Here is a 17,871-nt window from a genome sequence, read left to right as displayed (position 1 = left end):
CTCGCCGCCGCGCGGCCCCCTAGCCTGAGAGCCATGGGGCAGATCATCGTGCGGGCGGCGACGCCCGCGGACGTGCCGGGCATGGCCCGGGTGCACGTGCAGGCGTGGCAGGAGACCTACCGCGGCATGGGCATCGACGACGAGCTCGACGACCCGGGTTTCATCGAGCGCCGGAAGCGCACATGGACGCTGATGCTCAGCGACCCGCGCTTCACTGCGTACCGCATCGCGGTCGCTGAGCACGGTGGCGAGATCGTCGGCATCGCGCAGGCAGGCCCGAGCCGCGACGACGACGCAGCTCACCCGTGGCAGCTGTACGTGCTCTACCTGCTGGCCGCGCATCACGGCAGCGGGGCCGGGCAACGGATGCTCGACGCCGTGCTCGGCGACGAGCCATCCGTGCTCTGGGTGGCCGACCCGAACCCGCGCGCACAGGCGTTCTACCGGCGCAACGGGTTCGTGGCGGACGGGCGGGAGCTGGTGGACGGGCTCCGCGAGATCCGCATGGTGCGCGGGTAGGGGCGCGCGGTCTCCATTCGCCGCTGCGCGGCGAGTCGACCGGCGTGCGCCCGCTGCGCGGCGAGTCGACCGGCGCGTGGGGCGGACGCCTACGCGAGCGCGCCGACCGAGGCGAGCGCCGCGCGCACCAGCGCGCCGCGGCCGCCCTCGAGCTCGTTGCACACGGCGTCCGACGCGGCCTCGGCCGGGGTGAGCCAGGTGAGCTCGAGCGCGTCCTGCCGCGGCTCGGTGGTGCCGGTGACCGGCACCACGAAGGCGAGCGACACGGCATGCTGCCGCGCATCGAAGTACGGGCTCTCCGTCGGCATCGGGAAGTACTCGGCGACCGTGAACGGCACCGGCGAGGCCGGCAGCAGCGGGAACGCCATCGGCCCGAGGTCCTTCTCGAGGTGCCGGAACAGGGCGTCGCGCACGGTCTCGCCGTACATCACCCGGCCCGAGACGATCGTGCGGATGAACTCTCCGAGCGGCGTCGCGCGCAGCAGCAGGCCGACATCGATGACCCGCCCGAGGCCGTCGACGCGCACCGGTACGGCCTCGACGTAGAGGATCGGCATGCGGTGCCTGATCTGCTCGAGCTCGATGTCGCTCAGCCATGCCGGTCCGTAGACGGGCTCCTCCGCGGCGGGCTGGTCCTCGGGATCGGGATCGGGCGTGCGCACTGCCATGCCCAGCACTCTAGGAGCACGGGCGCGCTGCACCCAACGCGGCACGGGTCGCGTGTCAGCGGCGCGTGTTGGAATGGTGCGGATGGGCGATGCTCTGGAGCGGTTCTCCGCCCCGACCCGCGAGTGGTTCGGCGGCGCCTTCAGCGCGCCCACCGACGCCCAGCTCGGCGCGTGGGAGGCGATCTCGTCGGGCCGCAACACGCTCGTCATCGCCCCCACCGGCTCCGGCAAGACGCTCGCGGCGTTCCTGTGGGCGATCGACCGTCTGATGAGCGATCAGGCGCTGACGGATGCCGTGCGCGCCCGCACCGCGAAGACGCGAGTGCTCTACATCTCGCCGCTCAAGGCCCTCGGCGTCGATGTCGAGCGCAACCTGCGCAGCCCCCTCGTCGGCATCGCCCAGACCGCCAAGCGCTTGGGGCTCGACGCACCCGACGTGAGCGTGGGCGTGCGCTCGGGCGACACCCCGGCCGGTGAGCGGCGCCGGCTGCTCACGCATCCGCCTGAGATCTTGATCACGACGCCCGAGTCGCTCTATCTCATGCTCACGAGCGGCGCGCGCGAGACCCTCGACCAGGTCGAGACGGTGATCGTCGACGAGGTGCATGCCGTCGCCTCGACCAAGCGCGGCGCGCACCTCGCGGTGTCGCTGGAGCGGCTCGACGCGCTGCTGCCGAAGCCGGCGCAGCGCATCGGCCTGTCCGCGACGGTGCGGCCGCCCGAGGAGGTCGCCCGGTTCCTGTCCGGGTCGACCCCGACCACGATCGTCGCCCCCGCCTCGCACAAGCGGTGGGATCTGCGGGTCGTTGTGCCGGTCGACGACATGCGCGAGCTGCAGTCGGGGCCCGACTCCGACAAGCAGGGCGGCACGATGTGGACCCACGTCGACGAGGCGGTGCTCGACGAGGTGCTCGCGCACCGCTCGACGATCGTGTTCGCCAACGGCCGGCGCACGACCGAGCGGCTCACCGCCCGGCTCAACGAGCTCTATGCGGAACGGCTCGGCTTCCCGGCCGAGGCGCCGACCTCGTTCCCGGCGCAGCTGGTCGGCTCCTCGGGCACGACGGGTGCGGTGGCGACCGAGGCGCCCGTGCTCGCCCGGGCGCACCACGGCTCGGTGTCGAAAGAGCAGCGGGCCGCCATCGAAGACGACCTCAAGACCGGTCGGCTGCGCTGCGTCGTCGCGACGAGCTCCCTCGAGCTCGGCATCGACATGGGCGAGGTCGACCTGGTGGTGCAGGTGGCCGCTCCCCCGTCGGTGGCCAGTGGCTTGCAGCGCATCGGCCGCGCCGGCCACCAGGTCGGCGAGGTGTCGAAGGGCGTGATCTTCCCGAACCACCGCGCCGACCTGGTGCAGTCGGCGCTCGCGACCGAACGCATGCGCGCCGGGCTCATCGAGCAGATCCGGGTGCCGCAGAACCCGCTCGACATCCTCGCCCAGCAGACCGTCGCCGCCGTCTCGGTCGGACCGGTCGACGTCGACGGATGGTTCGACACCGTGCGCCGCGCGGCACCGTTCGCCACCCTGCCGCGCAGCGCCTACGAGGCGACCCTCGACCTGCTCTCCGGCCGCTACCCCAGCGAGGAGTTCGGCGAGCTGCGGCCCCGCGTCGTCTGGGACCGCGAGCGCGGCGTCCTCACCTCCCGCCCCGGCGCGAGCCGGCTCGCGGTCACGAGCGGCGGCACGATCCCCGACCGCGGGTACTTCGGCGTGTTCATGGTCGGCGACGAGAACGGTATTGCACGCCGAGTCGGAGAGCTCGACGAGGAGATGGTGTACGAGTCGCGGGTCGGCGACGTCTTCGCGCTCGGCACCACGAGCTGGCGCATCCAGGAGATCACGCACGACCGGGTCATGGTCACGCCCGAGTACGGCGCGCCGGGGCGGGTGCCGTTCTGGCACGGCGACGCGATCGGCCGGCCGGCCGAGCTGGGCGAGGCGCTCGGCGTCTTCACCCGCGAGCTGGGCACGGCGATCGAGACGGATGCCGCGTCCCGGCTGCGCTCCGACGGACTGGACGAGCGCGCCGTGCGCAACCTGTTGACCTACCTCGCCGACCAGAAGACCGCGACCGGCCACCTGCCCACCGACAAGACGCTCGTGGTCGAGCGGTTCCGCGACGAGCTCGGCGACTGGCGCATCGTGCTGCATTCCCCGTACGGCATGACCGTGCACGCGCCGTGGGCGCTGGCGGTGGGGCAGCGGGTGCGCGAGCGGCTGGGGCTCGAGGCATCCGCTCTCGCCGCCGACGACGGCATCATCGTGCGGCTGCCCGACTCGGACGCCGAGCCGCCCGGCGCCGAGCTGTTCGCCTTCTCCCCCGACGAGCTCGAGCAGCTCGTGACCGAAGAGGTCGGCGGTTCGGCGCTGTTCGCCGCCCGGTTCCGCGAGGCGGCGCAGCGGGCGCTGCTGTTCCCGCGCTACGACCCCGGGCGGCGAATGCCGCTGTGGCAGCAGCGCATGCGCAGCGCGCAGCTGCTCGAGGTGGCGCAGAAGTACCCGCAGTTCCCGATCATCCTCGAGACGATGCGGGAGTGCCTGCAGGACGTCTACGACCTGCCCGCGCTGCGCGACATCGCGAAGCGGATCGAGCAACGGCGCATCCGCCTGGTCGAGACCACGACCGACCGGCCGAGCCCGTACGCCTCGACGCTGCTGTTCGGGTACATCGCGGCGTTCATGTACGAGGGCGATGCGCCGCTGGCCGAGCGCCGGGCGGCCGCGCTCACGGTCGACACCGAGCTGCTGGCCGAACTGCTCGGGCGCAGCGAGTTGCGCGAGCTGCTCGACCCGGCGGTCATCGAGCGGGTCGAGCGGGAGTTGCAGCGGCTGCCCGAGGATCGGCACGCGCGCGGGCTCGAGGGCGTGGCCGATCTGCTGCGCATCCTCGGCCCGCTGTCGACGGAGGAGCTCGCGGCACGGTTCGCCGGCGACGAGGCGGAGCTCACGTCGCACCTGGATGAGCTGGTGCGGGCCAAGCGGGCGCTGCGCGTCGCCTGGCCGGGGCGGTTGGGCGGCGCCCGCGGCGGTGACCCCGCGAAGGCGTCGGCGCAAAATACGCAAAATACGAATTTTTCGCACTCGCAGGGTCGAGACGCGCAAAATACGGATTTTTCGCACGCCTGGGCCGCGATCGAAGACGCGCCGCGCCTGCGCGACGCGCTCGGGGTGCCGCTGCCGATCGGGGTTCCGGTCGCGTTCGTGGAACCCGTCGCCGACCCGCTCGGCGACCTGGTCGGCCGCTACGCCCGCACCCACGGGCCGTTCTCCGCCGCCGAGGTCGCGGCGCGGTTCGGGTTGGGTGAGGCCGTCGTCGCCGACGCGCTGCGCCGCCTCGCGCACGAACGCCGGGTGACCGAGGGCGAGTTCCGCCCGCACACGACCGGGGTGGAGTGGTGCGACTCCGAGGTCCTGCGCCGCCTGCGCCGGCTTTCGCTGGCCGCGCTGCGGCACGAGGTCGAGCCGGTCGAACCGGCCGCCTACGCGCGGTTCCTGCCCGACTGGCAGCACGTCGGCACCAGCGTTTTCGGCAGCGTGGACGGCGAAAACGCGGGTTCGCCGGGCGGGGACCGGCGAACGATCAACACCAGCAGTTTGAAGGGCGTCGACGGCGTCGCATCCGTCATCGAGCAGCTCGCGGGCGTGCGCGTGCCCGCCTCCGCGTGGGAGACGCTCGTGCTGCCCGCCCGGGTGCCCGACTACCGGCCGGCGATGCTCGACGAGCTGACCGCGAGCGGCGAGGTCGTGTGGGCGGGCGCCGGGACGATCCCGGGCCGAGACGGATGGCTCAGCCTGCACCTCGCCGACAGCGCGGCGGTCACCCTCGCCGCGCCGATCGACTTCGAGACCGACGCGCTGCAGCGCGAGATCCTCACCACGCTCGGCGCGGGCGGCGGATTCTTCTTCCGGCAGCTCTCCGACGCGGTCGGTTCGCAGGACGACGCGGCGCTCGAGACCGCCCTGTGGGATCTGGTGTGGGCGGGGCTCGTCACCAACGACACGCTCGCGCCGGTGCGCGCACTGACCGGCGGCAAGGCGGCGCATCGGCGGCCGCGCACAGCGCCGCGCTCGCGTATGTTCCGCGGCGGGCGGGTGCAGCTCGCGGCGGCGACCATGTCGCGGCCGGCGGCGCCGACCCGCACCGGGCCGCCGACGGTCGCCGGGCGCTGGTCGCTGCTGCCGCTCGGCACCGCCGACGCGACGCTGCGCGCGCACGCCGCGGCCGAGACGCTGCTCGACCGGTACGGCGTCGTCACCCGCGGCAGCGTGCAGAACGAGGGGCTGCCCGGCGGCTTCGCCCTCGCCTACCGGGTGCTCTCCGAGTTCGAGAACACCGGTCAGGTGCGCCGCGGCTACTTCATCGAGACGCTCGGGGCGGCGCAGTTCGCCAGCGCCCCGACCGTGGACCGGCTGCGCGGCTTCACCCTCGATGAGACGGCGCCGCCGCCGCTGTCCACGGTGACGCTGGCGGCGACCGATCCGGCAAACCCCTACGGCGCGGCCCTGCCGTGGCCCGACCCGCCTGCCGGCGAGAACGGCGCGGCGACCGGCCACCGGCCCGGCCGCAAGGCGGGCGGGCTGGTCACCCTCGTCGACGGGCGGCTCGTGCTCTACATCGAGCGCGGGGGGAAGACCGTGCTGGCGTTCAGCGACGACCCGGCCGTGCTGGCCGCGGCCGCCGCCTCCGTCGCACAGCTGGTGCGCCGCGGCGGGGCCGAGAAGCTCGCCGTCGAACTCGTGAACGGCGCGTTCGTGATCGGCACTCCGCTCGGCGACGCCCTCACGGCGGCCGGCTTCACCGAGACGCCGCGCGGGCTCAGACTGCGGTACTGAGGGGCTGCGGGGCAGAGCCGGCCGGGATAATGGCACGACGATGGACATCCCCCGCGCCGACCTGGTGGTCACAGCCGAACTGGCCGGGCGGCTCGTCGCCGAGCAGTTCCCCGAGCTCGCCGGCCCCGTGCGGCTCGTCGCACAAGGCTGGGACAACGCACTGTTCCGCCTGGGTGACGCACTGTCGATACGGATGCCTCGGCGCGAGGCCGCCGCACACCTCATCGAGCACGAACAGCGGTTCCTCCCCGAGCTGCAGCGGCTCGTCGGCCTTCCGCTCCCCGTGCCGGTCGCGGCAGGCCGGCCGGCCGAGGGCTACGCCTTCGCCTGGAGCGTCGTGCCGTGGGTCGACGGCATCAGCGGTGCGCACGCGACGCCCGCGAAGCGCGACGCGTACGCCCCGAAGCTGGCCGAATTCTTCGCCGCCGTGCACGTTCCCGCCGCGCCGGACGCACCGCACAATCCCGTGCGCGGTGTGCCGTTGACGACGCGGACGAAGGCCGTCGAACAGCGGCTGACAGGCCTCGCCGGGCGCCTCGCGCCCGGCGAAGCGGAGGAGCTGCGGGCTCTCTGGCGGGCCGGGGTCGAGGCATCCGTCTATGCCGGCGCGCCGGTGTGGCTGCACGGCGACCCGCACCCGGGCAACGTCGTGCTCGCGGATGACGGGACGCGGCTGGCCGCCGTCATCGACTTCGGCGATCTCACGGCGGGGGACCCTGCGACGGACCTGTCCGCCGCCTGGCTGCACTTCGGCCCGGAGGGCCGGCGCGCGTTCCGGTCGCGCTATGCGGAACTGCGCACGGTCGACGAGGACACGTGGGCGCGGGCGCGCGCCTGGGCGGTTTCGATCGGCAGCGCGGCCCTCGCCGCATCGGACGGCTCGGGCGCGATGGCCACGATGGGCAGGGCTGCCCTCGACCAGCTCCTGGACGGCTGACCGCCGCGCGGAAGAGATTCCGCGCGGCGCGCCGGGTCACCAAGCGGGACACGCCGCTGCACGTTCCGGATCCCTTCCGCGCGGGCGCGCGGCGTCCCTCACCCGGCGAGCGCCGCGGCGGCCGCCGCCCGGGCGGCTTTCGGGTCCGCGGCGGCGGTTGCGGCATCCGCTGCGGCCACGCACTGCTGCCGGCTCACGCCGCGCAGCGCGAACGCGACCGCGTCGAGTGCGCGCGGGGTCATCGACAGGCTCGTCACGCCGAGGCCGGCGAGCACGGGCGCGAGCGCGGGGTCGGCGCCGGCCTCGCCGCACACCCCGACCGGCTTGCCGCAGGCGGCGCCCGCCTCGCCGACCAGCCGGATCAGCCGCAGCACCGCCGGCTGCCACGCGTCGGTGAGCGCGGCGAGGGCGGCGAGCTGCCGGTCGGCGGCCATCGTGTACTGGGCCAGGTCGTTGGTGCCGAGGCTCACGAAGTCGACCTCGGCGAGGATCTCGGCGGCGCCGAGCGCCGCCGCGGGCGTCTCGATCATCACACCCACGCGCCCGATGCCGTGCCCGCGGGCGAGCTCGGCGAACGCGCGCGCCTCGGCGGGGGTGTCGATCATGGGCGCCATGACGGATGCCTCGGCCCGTTCCGCCTCGGCCGCCGCCGCGATCGCGCGCAGCTGCTCGTCGAGCAGCTCGGGCCGCCTGCGACTCGTGCGGTAGCCGCGCACGCCGAGCGCGGGGTTCGGTTCGGCGTCGGCGGTGACGAAGGGCAGCGGCTTGTCCGCCCCCGCGTCGAGGGTGCGCACGATCACCTTGCGTCCGGCGAAGGCGGCGAGCACCGGACGGTACGCCGCCACCTGCTCGTCGAAGCCCGGCGCGTCCTGCCGGTCGAGGAACACGAACTCGGTGCGGAACAGCCCCACCCCCTCGGCGTGCGCGGCGGCCGCCGCCTGCGCATCGGCGCCCGAGCCGACGTTGGCGAGCAGTTCGACGCGCCGCCCGTCGGCGGTGCGCCCATCGCCGTCGAAGGGGGGCGCCGCCGCCTGGGCGGCCACCACCGCCACCCGCTCGGCCGGCGGGTCGACGACCACTTCGCCGGTGCCGCCATCGATCAGCACGGTCGCACCCTCGGGCACCTCAAGAGCGGCGGGCGAGATCACGGCGGGCAGGCCGAGCGAGCGGGCGAGGATCGCCGTGTGCGAGGTCGGGCCGCCGGCCCGGGTGAGCAGGCCGACGCAGTGCGTCGTGCCGAGCAGCGCGGCATCCGCCGGCGCGAGATCGTGGGCGGCCAGCACGAACGGCTCGTCGCGCTCGGGGAGCCCCGGCTCGGTGCGCCCCGTCAGCCGCGCGACGACGCGGGCGCGCAGGTCGCGCACGTCGGCGGCGCGCTCGCGCATCGCCCCGCCCTGCGCGGCGAGCCGGTCGGCGAACGCGCCGATCGTCTCCCACACGGCGCGCTCGGGCAGCTGACCGCGGGCGGTCACGCGCTCTGCCGCGGCGTCGGCGAGCGCGCGATCGGATGCGAGGGCCGCGGTCGCCTCGAGCACCGCCCGCGCCTCGTGGAACCGGTCGTCGGAGAGCTCCTGCGCGCGGTGCTCGAGCGCCGCGCGGACCGCGTCGAACGCGGCGGGGATGCGCTCCGCGGCCGCGGCGCGGTCGGTTTCGGGCACGTCGCCGTCGGCGGGTTCGGCGATGGGGTCGGGCATGCGCACGACCGGTGCGACGGCGACGCCGGGGCTGACGCCGATCGGCTCGACGGCCCGGTCTCCCCCGCCGGCCGACTCAGGCGCAGCCGCCCCGCCGGCCGCGTGCTCTCCATTCGCCGGCTGCGCCGCCGAGTCGACCGGCGCGCGAGGCGCTGCGCCCCCGCCGGCCGACTCAGGCGCAGCCTGAATGGAGGCCGCGGGCCGCTCGACGGGGACGACCCCCTCGCCGAACCCGTCGGCGGCGAGCCGTTCGATCTCGGCGACCGCCGCGGCGGCATCCGTGCCCCGTGCCTCGACCTCGACCTCGTCCCCGTGCCGCGCGTCGAGCACGAGCAGCGTGCTCATGCTCGAGGCGTCGGCGGCCACGTTTCCGGTGCGGCGATTGCGCAGGCGCACGGTGGCCGCGAAGCCGCCCGCGACCTCGGCGAGCGCGGCGGCCGGTCGCGCATGCAGCCCGCCCGGGTTGAGCAGGGTGATCACGGCGGATGCCTCGGGCGGCGCTTGCCCCCCGCCGGCCGACTCAGGCGCAGCCTGAATGGAGGCCGCAGGGGGCGCGTGGTCTCCATTCGTCGGCTGCGCCGCCGAGTCGACCAGCGCCGGCGGCTGCTCGCCGCCAGCCGACTCAGGCGCACCAGCGGGCTCCTCGAGCTGCGCCGCCTTGGGCGCGAGGGCGCCGAGCGCCTCCTGCGCCACCTGGTCGAGCGAGCCGCCGGCAGCCGCGCGCACGAGCCCGGCGACCAGCCCTTCGACGATCGGCGCCGCGGTCAGCCGCACCGGCGCGTCGCTGGAGCGGAATTCGAGCGCGAGCTCCGCGCTCAGCACGGCCGAGCCGAGGTCCATCAGCACGAGCACGCCGTCGGGGCCGGCGACCTCGTCGATGGCCTCGGCCACTCGCGCCGCATCCGTGCCGAGCCCGCCGTCGGCGGTCCCGGCGGCGAGGGCCACCTTCGGCCCTTCGCCGTGCACCATCTGGCCGGCGAGGTCGATGGCCGCCGCGGCGAGCGCCGCACTGTGCGAGACGACGACGATGCCGATCATCCGGTCGCGCTACTTCCCGGCGAGCGTGTCGTCGAGCGCCTGGAAGAGCAGCGTCGCCGAGGTCGCTCCCGGGTCGAGGTGGCCGGCGCTGCGTTCGCCGAGGTAGCTGGCGCGGCCTTTCCGCGCGACCAGCGGCACGGTGGCGTCGCGGCCGGCCGCGGCGGCCTCGAGCGCGGCGTGCGCGGCCTCGGCGAGCGAGGAGCCGCCCGCCACCGCCCCGTCGTACGCCTCGAGCGCGGGGGCGAGCGCGTCGTACATGGTCTTGTCGCCCGCCTCGGCCTTGCCGCGCTGCACGACGCCCTCGAGACCGGCTCGCAGCGCCGCCCCGAACGCGGTCGCGTCGGCCTCGGCGACGGCGCCGAGCGAGGTGCCCAGGCGCAGGAAGAAGGTGCCGTACAGCGGCCCGCTGGCGCCGCCGACGGTCGACACCAGCGTCATGCCGGTGCGCTTGAACAGGTCGTCGGCGGTCTCGGCCGGCGTCTCCTCGAGCTTGGCCACCACCGCGGCCATGCCCCGGTCCATGTTGGCTCCGTGGTCGGCGTCGCCGATCGCCGAATCGAGTTCGGTCAGGTAGCCGCGGTTTCCCCCCACGAGCTCGCGGAAGCGGCGCAGCCAGGCGGTCAGCTCGGCGATCCCGATGGTCGTCTCCGCCATCACACCCCCCACCGCAGGCCCGGCGTGTTCACCGGCGCATCCCACAGCCGGATCAGCTCGTCGTCGGCCTTCAGCACGGTCAGCGAGCACCCGGCCATGTCGAGCGAGGTGATGAAGTCCCCCACCAGCCGGCGCGCGACGGTGACCCCGGCGGCCTCGAGCAGTTTCACGACCTCCCCGTACATCAGGTACAGCTCGATGAGCGGCGAGCCGCCCATGCCGTTCAGCATCACGATGGCAGGCGAGGCGGTGAAGTCGAGGTCGGCGAGCACGGGTTCGACGAGCATGCGGGCGATATCGGATGCCGGGGCGAGCGGCACCCGCCGCCGGCCCGGCTCCCCGTGGATGCCGATGCCGATCTCCATCTCGTCGTCGGGCAGGTCGAAGGTCGGCTTCCCGGCCGCCGGCACGGTGCAGCTCGTCAGCGCCATGCCCATCGAGCGGCCCGACTCGCTGACCTGCCGCGCGAGTGCGGCGACCTCGGCGAGAGGGCGGCCCTCTTCGGCGGCGGCGCCGACGATCTTCTCGAGCAGCACGGTGGTGCCGACGCCGCGGCGGCCGGCGGTGTAGAGCGAGTCCTGCACGGCGACGTCGTCGTTCACGACCACGGTCTCCACCTGGGCTCCGGTCTCGGCGGAGGCGAGCTCGGCGGCCATCTCGAAGTTCATGACGTCGCCGGTGTAGTTCTTCACGATGTGCAGCACCCCGGCGCCGAAGTCGACGTTCTTGGTGGCCTCCTGCACCTGGTCGGGAGTGGGCGAGGTGAACACCTCGCCCGCGGCGGCCGCGTCGAGCATGCCGAGCCCGACGTAGCCGCCGTGCAGGGGCTCGTGCCCCGAGCCGCCGCCCGAGACGAGGCCGACCTTGCCGGAGTCCTTGGGGGTCGCGCGGTAGACGATGCGGTTCTCGTGGTCGACGCGGACCTCGGGGTGCGCCGCCGCGTAGCCGACGAGGGAGTCGGCGAGCACGCGGTCGGGGTCGTTGATCAGCTTCTTCATCGAAGGCGTCTCCTCGTTCGGGTCGTCGATGGTGATTCGACATTGCCGAATATCCCGCCGCTATGATCGGGATGTCAAGGGCCCGCACAGATGTGCAGACCGGGTGTTCGTCAACGGGGAGACACCGTGATCCAGGCCATCGATCGCGCGGCGCGAGTGCTCGCGTCGCTGCAGGGGGCGCGTCACCTCGGCGTCGCCGAGCTGGCCTCCGCGCTCGAGCTGCCGCCCTCGACGGTGCACGGCATCGTCAAGTCGCTGCAAGCTCACGGGCTCGTGGCCAAGGAGCCGCACGGCAACCGGTACATGCTCGGCCCGGCCCTGCTCAAGCTCTCCAACGTCTACCTCGACACCCTCGACGTGCGCGCCCGCGCGATGCGCTGGACGGCCGAGCTGTCGCGACGCAGCCGGCTCGCCACCCGACTCGGCGTCGAGCTGTTCGACGAGGTCATCGTGATCCACCACGACCCGCGCCCGGACGGCACCGAGCAGATGCCGGAGACGGGGCTGTCGATCCCCGCGCACGCCTCGTCGATGGGCAAGGTGCTGCTCGCCTACGACTCCGCCCTGGCGAGCTCGATCCTGGGCGACGGCGAGCTGCGCGCGCTCACCGGCGACACCGTGACCGACCCCGCCGAGCTGCAGGCGCAGTTCGCCCGGATCCGCGAGCGCGGCTACGCGGAGGAGGTCGACGAGGCGATCCTCGGCGAGGCGTCCCTCGCGGCCCCGATCGCCGACCGTGCGGGAACGGTCATCGCCGCCGTGTCGGTCGTGCTTCCGTCGACGACGCTGCCGGCGAGCGGCGACGTCGTCAATGCGCTGCGTGAGGCGGCCCGCAACATCTCGCGCGAACTCGGGGCCGCCGGGTGGCCGCCGCGGGCCGCCGTCGACCCCGAGTAGCGCTCGCTCGACGGATCCGCCCCTACTGCACGTCCTCGTCGACCCAGTCGAAGGTCTTCGTCACAGCCTTCTTCCACAGCCGCAGCTGCCGGTCGCGCTCCGCGGGGTCCAGCTGCGGCTCCCAGCGCTTGTCCTCCTGCCAGTTGGCGCGCAGGTCGTCGAGGCCCGACCAGAACCCGACCGCGAGGCCGGCGGCGTACGCCGCGCCGAGGGCCGTGGTCTCGGCCACGACCGGCCGCACCACGGGCACGCCGAGGATGTCGGCCTGGAACTGCATCAGCAGGTCGTTGGCCGTCATGCCGCCGTCGACCTTCAGCTCCTCCAGGTCGACACCCGAGTCGGCGTTGACCGCGTCGAGCACCTCGCGGGTCTGGAAGGCCGTCGCCTCGAGCACCGCGCGGGCGATGTGCGCCTTGGTCACGTAGCGGGTGAGGCCCACCAGTGCGCCGCGCGCATCCGATCGCCAGTACGGGGCGAACAGTCCCGAGAACGCCGGCACGAAGTAGGCGCCGCCGTTGTCCTCGACGCTGCCGGCGAGCTGCTCGATCTCCGGCGCGCTCGAGATGATGCCGATGTTGTCGCGCAGCCACTGCACGAGCGACCCGGTCACCGCGATCGAGCCCTCGAGGGCGTAGTGCGGCTTCTCGTCGCCGATCTTGTAGCCGACGGTCGTGAGCAGCCCGTTCTTCGACCGCACGATCTCCTCGCCGGTCTGGAAGATGAGGAAGTTGCCGGTGCCGTAGGTGTTCTTCGACTCCCCGGTGTCGAACGCGGCCTGGCCGAAGGTGGCGGCCTGCTGGTCGCCGAGGATGCCTGCCACCGGCACCTCGCGCAGCAGGCTGGAGGATTCGACCTGCCCGTACACCTCCGACGAGCTCTTGATCTCGGGCAGCATCGAGCGCGGCACTCCGAACACCTCGAGGATGTCGTCGCGCCAGCTCAGCGTCTCGAGGTCCATGAACAGAGTGCGTGAGGCGTTGGTGACATCGGTGACGTGCACGCCGCCGTCGATCCCGCCGGTGAGGTTCCACAGCACCCAGGCATCCGTGTTGCCGAACAGCAGGTCGCCCGCCTCGGCCTTCTCGCGCGCGCCCTCGACGTTGTCAAGGATCCACTTGATCTTGGTGCCGGAGAAGTAGGTGGCCAGCGGCAGGCCCACGATCTCCTTGAAGCGGTCGCCGCCGCCGTCCTTGGCGAGCTCGTCGACGATGTTCTGGGTGCGGGTGTCCTGCCAGACGATCGCGTTGTAGACCGGCTTTCCGGTGGTCTTGTCCCACACCACGGCGGTCTCGCGCTGGTTGGTGATGCCCACGGCGGCGATGTCATGGCGGGTGATGTCGGCGCGCGACAGCGCCTGGCCGATCACCTCGCGGGTGTTGCTCCAGATCTCCAGCGGGTCGTGCTCGACCCAGCCGGCGCGGGGGAAGATCTGCTCGTGCTCGAGCTGGCCGGTCGAGACGATCGACCCCTTCTTGTCGAACACGATGGCGCGGGTGCTCGTCGTGCCCTGATCGATCGCGATGACGTAATCGCTCATAACGGATGACTCCTTCGTCTGTTTCTTCGTCGGTGACGCCTGCCCGGCCGACGGCCTAGTCGAGCTTCTCGTCCCCGATGGTCTTGGCCAGGGTCAGGCCGCAGGTGAACTGGTAGACGAGCCCGCCCACGAGTCCGCCGACGATCGGGCCGAGGATGGGAACCCAGAAGTACGGAGCCCCGTGCTGGTCGGTCCATGCCGTCTTGTACCCCGTGAACCACTCCATCAGGCGAGGGCCGAAGTCGCGGGCCGGGTTGATCGCGTAACCCGCATCGGTTCCCAGCGCCATTCCGATCACGACGATGACCAGGCCGACGAGGATCGACACCATGACCAGGCTCGGGTTGGTGTTGCGCGGATCGGTGATGACCATGATCAGGAACAGCAGCACCGCGGTACCGATCATCTGGTCGACGAAGGCGATTCCCTGGGTGACGTTGAGGCCGTTGTCGCCGTTGCCGGGCAGCGTCGAGAAGATCCCCTGGCTCGTGTAGCTGAGCTTGGGGTCGAGTGCCTTGATCGGGTTCCAGTAGTCGATGCGGATGATGAGGGCCCCGAGGAACCAGCCCACCACCTGGGCGCCGATGTACGGGCCCACCTTCGCCCAGGAGAAGCCGCGGAACACGGCCATGGTGATCGTGACGGCCGGATTGAGGTGCGCGCCCGTGACCTTCCCGGCGACGAGGATGCCGAGCATGACGCCGAATCCCCAGGACCAGGCGATGCTGTCGTGCCCGCCGAGACCGCTCTTCGAGGTCACCACCTGGGCGACCACGCCGGTGCCGAATACGGCGACGATCAGCGAACCGAACATCTCGAGAATGAGCTCGCCGGTCAGTCCGGCCAGGATGCTTCGGGAGGGCGGGGGCGTCACCGGCCACTGCGGGACTTCCGGCTCGGCGTGTCCGGGCGGTGGCGCACTCAGGTTCTCGTCCATTTCTCGTCCCCTTTGACTTGGTGGTGCATCGTGCGGGTCGCGCCTGTGTCCGCATCCGCGGCGTCGGCCTGCGACTCCCCTGAACGCTACTGACGTGCGGGGGACGGCAACAAGCTTCCCGGGCTGCACATTCGTGCAATCTGCAGTGCGTTCGACCATGCCGAACGCACTGCAGCCCGCCACGCGCGCCGAGCTTGCGCAGACGGACCGGATGCGTCAGGCTCGATGCACAGATGTGCAGGCGACCCGGGAGGCACTGACGGACCGCAAGACGCAGGACGCGCTCACCGCTGCGAACCTCTACTACATGCAGGACCTCACCATGGAGGCCATCGCCGACGAGATGCACACCTCGCGCTCGTCCGTCTCCCGGCTCATCGGCTACGCGCGCCAGACCGGCCTGGTGACCATCGCCATCCGATCGCCCGACGAGTCGGTCCCGCGGCTGCGGACGGAGGTCGACGAGCGCTTCGGCATCGCGAGCCACATCGTGCCCGTGCCCGCCAACGTAAGCGAGGTCGACCGGCTCGAGCGGGTCGCCACCGTCGCCGCCCGCACGCTCGACCGCTTCGTCGACTCGGGCATGACCGTCGGCATCGCCTGGGGCACGACGATGAGCGCGGTGAGCCGGCACCTCGTGCCCCGCAAACTTCACAGCGTCGAGGTGGTGCAGCTCAACGGCGCGGGCAACCAGTACACGACGGGTGTGGTCTACGCGAGCGAGCTTCTGCGGCGGTTCGGCGAGGCGTTCTCGGCGGTGACCCACGAGTTCCCGGTGCCGGCACTGTTCGACGACCCGCTGACCCGCGAGGCGATGTGGCGGGAGCGCAGCATCAAGCACATCCTCGACGTGCAGCACCGGATGGATCTGGCGATCTTCGGCCTCGGCACGCCGTTCTCGGAGGTGCCGAGCCATGTCTATTCGGGCGGATACTTGAGCGCCGAGGACTACGAGGCGCTCGAGGCCGCCCATGTCGTCGGCGACGTCGCCACCGTGTTCTTCCGAGAAGACGGCTCGTGGAACGACATCCCGCTCAACGCCCGGGCCAGCGGACCGGGCGTGAGCGCCATCAAGCGCACGGCGCGCCGCGTGTGCATCGTGGCCGGCCCGGCCAAGGTGGTGAGCCTGCGCGGCGCCCTCGCCGCCGGTCTCATCACCGACCTGATCGTCGACGAGGCGACGGCATTCGCCCTGCTCGAGTCGGTCGGCGCGGTCACCCCGCGGCCCCGCACACGCGGCAGGCGCCGGCCCGCGCTCGCGCGCTGAGGGCCGGCGCCTGCCGGGAGGGCGCGGCTCAGGCGGCCGGGCCCTCGGTCAGGGTGACGGTCGCGGTGTGGCTCGCGCCCGCCGTGTCCGTCCAGGTGACGGTGACCCGGTCGCCGGGCTCGTGCTCGGCGAGGGCGGCGGTGAGGTCGTCGGAGGAGGAGATCGCCTGGCCGTCGAGGGCCGTGATCACGTCGCCGGCTTCGAGGCCGGCCGCGGCGGCCGGGCCGCCCGAGACGACTCCGGCGATCTGCGCGCCGGCGACGGTGGACGAGTCGCCGAACTGCGCGCTGCTTCCCGCCGAGGCGCCGAAGCCGCCCGCGGCCGAGCCGGACTCGGCCGAGTCATCCGTGATCTCGACGCCCAGGAAGGCGGGGTAGCCGATCACGATGCCGTCGCCGGACTGGCCGGCCACGATCTTCTCCGCGATGCTCAGCGCGTCGTCGATGGGGATCGCGTAGCCCTGCGCCGCGCCGCTCGCGGCGGCGGCCGTATCCATGCCGATCACCTCTCCGTCGGCGTCGTAGAGCGGGCCGCCCGAGTCGCCCGCCTCGATGGCCGCGTCGGTCTCGATCAGCCCGGTGAGCGATTCAGATGCGACGGATCCCTCGGCCTCGGTCGTGATCGACTGGTCCAGCGCCGTCACTTCGCCCTCGGCGGCGAGCAGTTCGCCCCCGCCTCCGGCGTTGCCGACGCCGATCACGTCGTCGCCGACGTGCACATCGCCCGCGGTGTCGAGGTCGGCGGTGGTGAGGCCCGAGGCGTCCTTCAGCTGCAGCACGGCGACGTCGTCGGTGGCGTCGGTGCCGACGACGGTCGCGGTGTAGGTCTTGCCCGTGGTCGGGATCTCGACCGAGATCGAGGTTGCGCCTTCGATCACGTGGTTGTTGGTGAGCACCTCGCCGCTCGAGGTGAGCACCATGCCGGTGCCCGCGGCCTCGGAGCTCTCGTAGCCGAGGGTGGTGTCGATCAGCACGATGCCCTGCTGCTGGTCGGCGGTCGCCTCGGTCTGGGTCTCGGAGGTGGTCGTGCCGGTCTGGCCCTGCGAGGTCGAGCCGCCGCCGCTCGAGCCGCTCGAGCCGCTCGAGCCGCCGCTCGAACCGCTGTCGCCGAAGCCGCTCTGGCCGGAGCCGCCGGAGAACCCGTAGCCGGGGACGCTGCCCGAGCCGGACGATCCCTGCTGCCCCGTCGTCGACTGCTGCACGGTGTCATTGCTGGGGCCGGCGACGGCGTAGCTGACGCCGAAGGCGCCGCCGATGCCGATCACGGCCGCCGCCGCGGCGGCGCCGAGGGCGATGCTCAGCGTCTGGCGCTTGGTGAAGTACTCGCGCTGCGGAGCCGTCGGGGCCGCGGGGTACGCGGCCGGCTGCTCCGGAGCCTCTCCGAAGGATCCGTTCGTGTCGCTCATGTGCACCATGACAACGCGCCGCTCCGAGAACGGCCCATGGCGTTTCTATGAGACCGCTATCGCATTTCCGGAAGGTGCTCGAAAGCGCGGACGCACCGGCCCCGTCGACTTCCCGGCCGAGCGGAGTGACCGGCCGGAAACGGATCGAAAAACTCCGACGGACCCCCTTTTCAGGGGTCATGTTCTCCCCTACTGTTGGGGTCAGCGGTCGCGTCCCGTTGAGTGGTGGAGTTTCTCGACACCGTGCGGGTCAGCTGGGTTTGATTATGCAGCTTTGAGTTCGGGGATCGCCACCTCCTCGGGCGTTTCGGTGAGGAGTTTCATGGACTGCTCGCTGAAGTAGCGGCGGTCGCCGGCGTCCCATTCGTCGTGCTGCTCCACCAAGACGGCCCCGGCGAGGCGCAGCAGCGCGGCGGGGTTGGGGAAGACGCCGACGACGTCGGTGCGGCGTTTGATCTCCTTGTTCACCCGCTCCAAGGGGTTCGT

General features: G+C 72.7%; 13 protein-coding genes. 5 read left to right on the top strand and 8 right to left on the bottom strand.

Annotated features, from left to right (window positions below):
* Positions 1–33 precede the first annotated feature (33 nt).
* Positions 34–519, top strand: a complete 486-nt coding sequence (locus H563_RS0112760; RefSeq protein ID WP_033210837.1) for a GNAT family N-acetyltransferase — start codon at positions 34–36, stop codon at positions 517–519.
* 89 nt (positions 520–608) lie between these two features.
* Here the strand turns inward: H563_RS0112760 and H563_RS0112755 are convergent, their stop codons facing one another.
* Positions 609–1,187 carry an NUDIX hydrolase family protein gene (locus H563_RS0112755; protein WP_022882987.1) on the bottom strand — a complete coding sequence of 193 codons (579 nt, stop codon included), beginning with the start codon at positions 1,185–1,187 and terminating at the stop codon, positions 609–611.
* Between the two features lie 82 nt (positions 1,188–1,269).
* Here H563_RS0112755 and H563_RS0112750 point away from each other — a divergent pair, with 82 nt between their 5' ends.
* Both H563_RS0112750 and H563_RS0112745 read left to right on the top strand, forming a co-directional pair.
* Positions 1,270–6,021 carry an Lhr family ATP-dependent helicase gene (locus tag H563_RS0112750; RefSeq protein WP_022882986.1) on the top strand — a complete coding sequence of 1,584 codons (4,752 nt, stop codon included), beginning with the start codon at positions 1,270–1,272 and terminating at the stop codon, positions 6,019–6,021.
* Positions 6,022–6,061: 40 nt separating this feature from the next.
* Positions 6,062–6,958 carry an aminoglycoside phosphotransferase family protein gene (locus tag H563_RS0112745; RefSeq protein ID WP_022882985.1) on the top strand — a complete coding sequence of 299 codons (897 nt, stop codon included), beginning with the start codon at positions 6,062–6,064 and terminating at the stop codon, positions 6,956–6,958.
* Positions 6,959–7,056: 98 nt separating this feature from the next.
* On the opposite strand, the gene ptsP is transcribed toward H563_RS0112745, so the two are convergent.
* From ptsP to dhaK, 3 genes are read right to left on the bottom strand one after another with little or no spacing between them, the layout of a single operon-like run.
* Positions 7,057–9,690: a phosphoenolpyruvate--protein phosphotransferase gene (gene ptsP, locus H563_RS17760; RefSeq protein ID WP_022882984.1), complete on the bottom strand. Its 2,634-nt coding sequence runs from the start codon at positions 9,688–9,690 to the stop codon at positions 7,057–7,059.
* Between the two features lie 9 nt (positions 9,691–9,699).
* Positions 9,700–10,344 carry a dihydroxyacetone kinase subunit DhaL gene (gene dhaL / locus H563_RS0112735; RefSeq protein WP_022882983.1) on the bottom strand — a complete coding sequence of 215 codons (645 nt, stop codon included), beginning with the start codon at positions 10,342–10,344 and terminating at the stop codon, positions 9,700–9,702.
* Positions 10,344–11,342 (bottom strand): dihydroxyacetone kinase subunit DhaK, encoded by a 999-nt coding sequence (gene dhaK / locus H563_RS0112730; protein WP_022882982.1) that lies wholly within the window; start codon positions 11,340–11,342, stop codon positions 10,344–10,346. The genes dhaL and dhaK overlap by 1 nt, the downstream gene beginning before the upstream one ends.
* A gap of 126 nt (positions 11,343–11,468) precedes the next feature.
* On the opposite strand from dhaK, the gene H563_RS0112725 reads away from it, so the two are divergent.
* On the top strand, positions 11,469–12,239 hold the full coding sequence (locus H563_RS0112725; protein ID WP_022882981.1) for an IclR family transcriptional regulator: 771 nt from the start codon (positions 11,469–11,471) through the stop codon (positions 12,237–12,239).
* Between the two features lie 22 nt (positions 12,240–12,261).
* Here the strand turns inward: H563_RS0112725 and glpK are convergent, their stop codons facing one another.
* Together glpK and H563_RS0112715 are read right to left on the bottom strand one after the other, a co-directional pair.
* Entirely contained in the window at positions 12,262–13,776 is a 1,515-nt protein-coding gene (gene glpK, locus H563_RS0112720) for a glycerol kinase GlpK (protein ID WP_022882980.1), read from the bottom strand.
* A gap of 55 nt (positions 13,777–13,831) precedes the next feature.
* On the bottom strand, positions 13,832–14,713 hold the full coding sequence (locus H563_RS0112715; protein ID WP_022882979.1) for an MIP/aquaporin family protein: 882 nt from the start codon (positions 14,711–14,713) through the stop codon (positions 13,832–13,834).
* A 211-nt stretch (positions 14,714–14,924) separates the two neighbouring features.
* Between H563_RS0112715 and H563_RS16670 the strand changes: the two genes are divergently transcribed.
* Positions 14,925–15,980, top strand: coding sequence for a sugar-binding transcriptional regulator (locus H563_RS16670; RefSeq protein WP_081416303.1), 1,056 nt, complete (start codon positions 14,925–14,927; stop codon positions 15,978–15,980).
* A 28-nt stretch (positions 15,981–16,008) separates the two neighbouring features.
* On the opposite strand, the gene H563_RS16665 is transcribed toward H563_RS16670, so the two are convergent.
* Positions 16,009–17,385 (bottom strand): S1C family serine protease, encoded by a 1,377-nt coding sequence (locus tag H563_RS16665; protein WP_081416302.1) that lies wholly within the window; start codon positions 17,383–17,385, stop codon positions 16,009–16,011.
* A 264-nt stretch (positions 17,386–17,649) separates the two neighbouring features.
* Positions 17,650–17,871: transposase (locus H563_RS16660; protein ID WP_022880575.1), on the bottom strand; the 222-nt coding region annotated here is incomplete at its 5' end.

The sequence above is a fragment of the Gryllotalpicola ginsengisoli DSM 22003 genome (assembly GCF_000419445.1).
In the GTDB taxonomy this organism is placed as follows: Bacteria; Actinomycetota; Actinomycetes; order Actinomycetales; family Microbacteriaceae; genus Gryllotalpicola; species Gryllotalpicola ginsengisoli.
The sequence above is the reverse complement of the archived record's forward strand: the minus strand, read 5'-3'. Positions and strand labels throughout refer to the sequence as shown.